The organism is Streptomyces sp. PU-14G (assembly GCF_041028275.1).
GTDB lineage: Bacteria > Actinomycetota > Actinomycetes > Streptomycetales > Streptomycetaceae > Streptomyces.
Genome location: NZ_JASKYT010000606.1, coordinates 1 through 3418, shown reverse-complemented (window position 1 = coordinate 3418; position 3418 = coordinate 1). Strand labels below are relative to the sequence as shown.

General features: G+C 75.6%; 3 protein-coding genes. 1 reads left to right on the top strand and 2 read right to left on the bottom strand.

Features of this window, described 5'->3' with window-relative positions:
- Positions 1-401 precede the first annotated feature (401 nt).
- Positions 402-1976: a bifunctional phosphatase PAP2/diacylglycerol kinase family protein gene (locus AB8Z75_RS33940; RefSeq protein ID WP_369208835.1), complete on the top strand. Its 1575-nt coding sequence runs from the start codon at positions 402-404 to the stop codon at positions 1974-1976.
- Between the two features lie 161 nt (positions 1977-2137).
- On the opposite strand, the gene AB8Z75_RS33935 is transcribed toward AB8Z75_RS33940, so the two are convergent.
- A complete protein-coding gene (locus AB8Z75_RS33935) occupies positions 2138-2611 on the bottom strand; it encodes a hypothetical protein (protein ID WP_369208833.1) in 474 nt (157 codons plus the stop codon).
- A 301-nt stretch (positions 2612-2912) separates the two neighbouring features.
- On the bottom strand, positions 2913-3418 hold a 506-nt coding region (locus AB8Z75_RS33930; protein ID WP_369208831.1), incomplete at its 5' end, for a DUF4232 domain-containing protein.

Here is a 3418-nt window from a genome sequence, read left to right as displayed (position 1 = left end):
AGGGGGCACCGATGGGGACGCACCGGCGGCCTTGGCCCGCCCACCCCCGTCACCCGTGACGGCCGCTGCTCCCGCCACCCGTGACGCCCGCGACTCCCGTCACTCGTGACGCCCACCGACACCGCCGCCCTCCCACGCGCCGCCCCCGGACACGGGAACCGGACCGCGTGACGCCCGTCGCTTCGAGTGCCGGTGTGTCCCCCGCGGCACCGGGCATGAGAGATCCTGCCGAGGCAGCATGCCCACGCCGTACGGCGGACACCCGCGACGGCGCACACGACGGAAACGAGGGGGCACCGATGGAGACGCACCGGCGGCCTTGGCCCGCCCGAGCCCTGATCGGCCGGGCCCTGGGCCCACGTACCGCAGCGCAGCGGCGCACAGGTGCAGGCGGCGGCCCGGTGGCCGCGGGTGCCGAAGGGGTACGCGCCGCCGTCCGCGACAAGCTCAGCACCTGGGACCGCTCGCTCTTCCGCCACGTGGCCGTCACCGACTGGCCGCGCGCGGAAGGCGTACTGCCCCGGTTGAGCCGCACCGCCGACCACAGCAAGCTGTGGACCGGCGCCGCCGCGGCGATCGCGCTGTCGGGCGTGGGCGGCCCCCGGGCCCGGCGCGGGGCACTGCGCGGGCTGGCCTCGGTGGCGGTGACCTCGGCCGTGGTCAACACCCTCGGCAAGGGCGCCTTCGGGCGCAGCCGCCCGGTGCTGGACGACGTCCCGGTGATACGGCGGCTCAAGCGGCTGCCCACCAGCACCTCCTTCCCCTCGGGACACGCGGCCTCGGCCGCCGCGTTCGCGACCGGAGTGGCACTGGAGTCGCGCGGCTGGGGCGCGGTGGTCGCCCCCGTGGCGGCCTCGGTCGCGTTCTCCCGCGTCTACACCGGCGTCCACTACCCGAGCGACGTGCTGGTGGGCGCCACGCTGGGCGTGGCCGCCGCCTTCGGGGTACGCGCCGTCCTGGACGCGCGGCGCCGGGTTCCGCCGGCCCAGCCGCTGGTCGAGGCTCCGACGCTGCCCCAGGGGAGGGGCCTGTCGGTGGTGGCCAACCCGGGTTCGGGCTCCGCCGCCTTCGTCGACGAGGTCACCGAGGCGCTGCCCGCCGCGCGAGTGACCCGCTGGGACCCGGACGCGTGCGCACTGCCCGAACTGCTGTCGAAGGAGGCGCAGCGCGCCGCCGAAGAGGGCGGCGCGCTGGGCGTGTTCGGCGGCGACGGCACCGTCAACGCCGCCGCGCGCGCCGCGCTCCAGCACGGTGTTCCCCTCGCGGTACTGCCCGGCGGCACCCACAACCACCTGGCCCTCGACCTGGGCATCGGCACCTGCGCCGACCTGGCGAGCGCCGTGTCCGAAGGGCACGCCATCGCCGTCGACATGGCCCGCTTCGCCCCGCCGCGCGGTGCGGTCGGCCACGGCGGGAACGCGGGCGAGCCCGGCGGCGACGCGGGAGACCCCGGCTACTTCGTGAACACCTTCAGCCTGGGCGCGTACGGCGATCTGGTGGAGGTCCGCGACCACTGGCGGCAGCGGATCGGCCCGTGGGCGGCCGGACTGGTCGCCGCGGTGCACGTGCTGCGGCACTCACGCCCGTTCGAGGCGCGCGTGAACGGACGTACGCGCTCCCTGTGGCTGCTGTTCGTCGGCAACTGCTCGTACCACACCGTCGGCGGCGGCCCCGGCGGTGCGCGGCGCTTCAACCTCGCCGACGGCATGCTCGACATCCACCTGGTCAAAGCGGGACGCTGGGCCCGCACCCGCCTGGTGGCCTCCGCGATGGCGGGCGTACTCCACCGCTCCCCCGTGCACGCAGCCGCGCGCGGACGCCGGCTGCGGCTGGCGGGTGTCCCCGAGGGCACGCTGTGCTCGTACGACGGCGAGACGGCGCCCTCCCCCACGGCCCTGCTCATCGACAAGCCCGCCACCCCCCTGACCGTCTACCGGCCGCTGCCGGCCTGGCTGAGCGGCAAGCCACTGTCCTGACGAGCGCGCCTTCCCCTCGCGCACGGATGCCTCACGTGCGGATGCCTCACGTGCGGATGCCTCACGTGCGGTGCTGCCCCGCGGCTCGTCCTGTGCGGCTCCGCCCCGCGCGGCTCGTCGGTGCGGCACCGTGCCGCGCGGTTCCGTCCCGCAGGGCTCCGTCACGCCCGCGCGGGAGGGGCCGTCATCTCGTAGACCGCCGCTGTGACCACCCCGTACGTCAGGTGCGGTACGAGGTCGGCGAGCCAGTCGGAGGTCTGCCAGGTCCGGGGGTCCGAGACCCTCAGCGTCGCCATCGGTACATCGGAACCCGCCATCGCCGCCACCCCCGTCAACAGGCCCGCCACCGGCACGGCGGGCCGCCAGGGGAGAGCACGGGCCGCACCGTAGACCGCTCCGACCCCGACCCCCGTGACCATGCCGAGCACGGCCCCCAGACCCGACGCCCGGTTCTCCCGGGTCTCCCCCTCCCCGGGCACGGGCACGTGGGCCCGGTCGCTGGCCTCGTCCACCAGCTGCTTGGGCGCCGAGCTGCCGCCCCGGCCGCGCAGCACCATGTCCAGATAGGTGACGGCGTTGAGTGCCGTGGTACCGGCGGCACCCGCCGCGGCCCCGGCCAGAGTGTGACGCATCATGCCCGGCGCGGTTCCCAGCCCCCCATACCCAAAACTCCCGCCACGCCGCAACCGTGGACCCGTGCCCGGGCCGCGGCTGGGGCTGCGGTCCGTTCGCCGAAGACCGCGCCCTGGGGCCGCCCGCCCGCGTCAGGAAGGCGGCGCGGTTTCCGCGGGCCGCCCCGGCGCCCCCCGTCCCGCCGACCCGCCGACCCGTGGAACGGCGTACGGGACGCGCCCCGGTCCGGCCCCGGTACGCACGGTCGTCTCCCGTGCGGCCCCGTGCGGAGCCGCACGGGGCCGATCCCCTCTCCCCCGGGCCTCAGGCGCCGGAGCCTGGGGTGAGGGCGCCGATCTTCGGGACGGACGCCTTGCCGGTGGCCGACACGGGGCCGCCGGTCCAGTCGACCTTGAGAGAGGAACGCTGGTCGGGCGGCGTGATCAGGGCCGCGTCCGGCGTGACCGTCGGCACACCGGTCATCTCCGGGTTGCTGAAGGACAGCGGCGCCCAGGCGCTCTCGCCCGGGGTCAGCTCGATCGTCTCGCCGCTGCCACCGTTGCGCTCGGGGTCCACTGACACCTGGTCACCCTCGCTGTCGACGAAGGCGAAGCCGGGGAATCCGTACACCGTGCAGTTGCTGCCGGAGGTGTTGGTCAGGACGAGCGCGAAGTTCTCCTGCCCGGCGCCCGGATGGTTCGGGCCGATCTTCGCCGACAGGTCCGAGCTGGTGCACTGGTCCGCAGCGCTCGAAGTGTGGTGCGTGCTGTCCTTGCCGCTCTCCGTGGACACCATGCCGACTCCGGAACCCCCGGTCCCCCCGGCCCCTC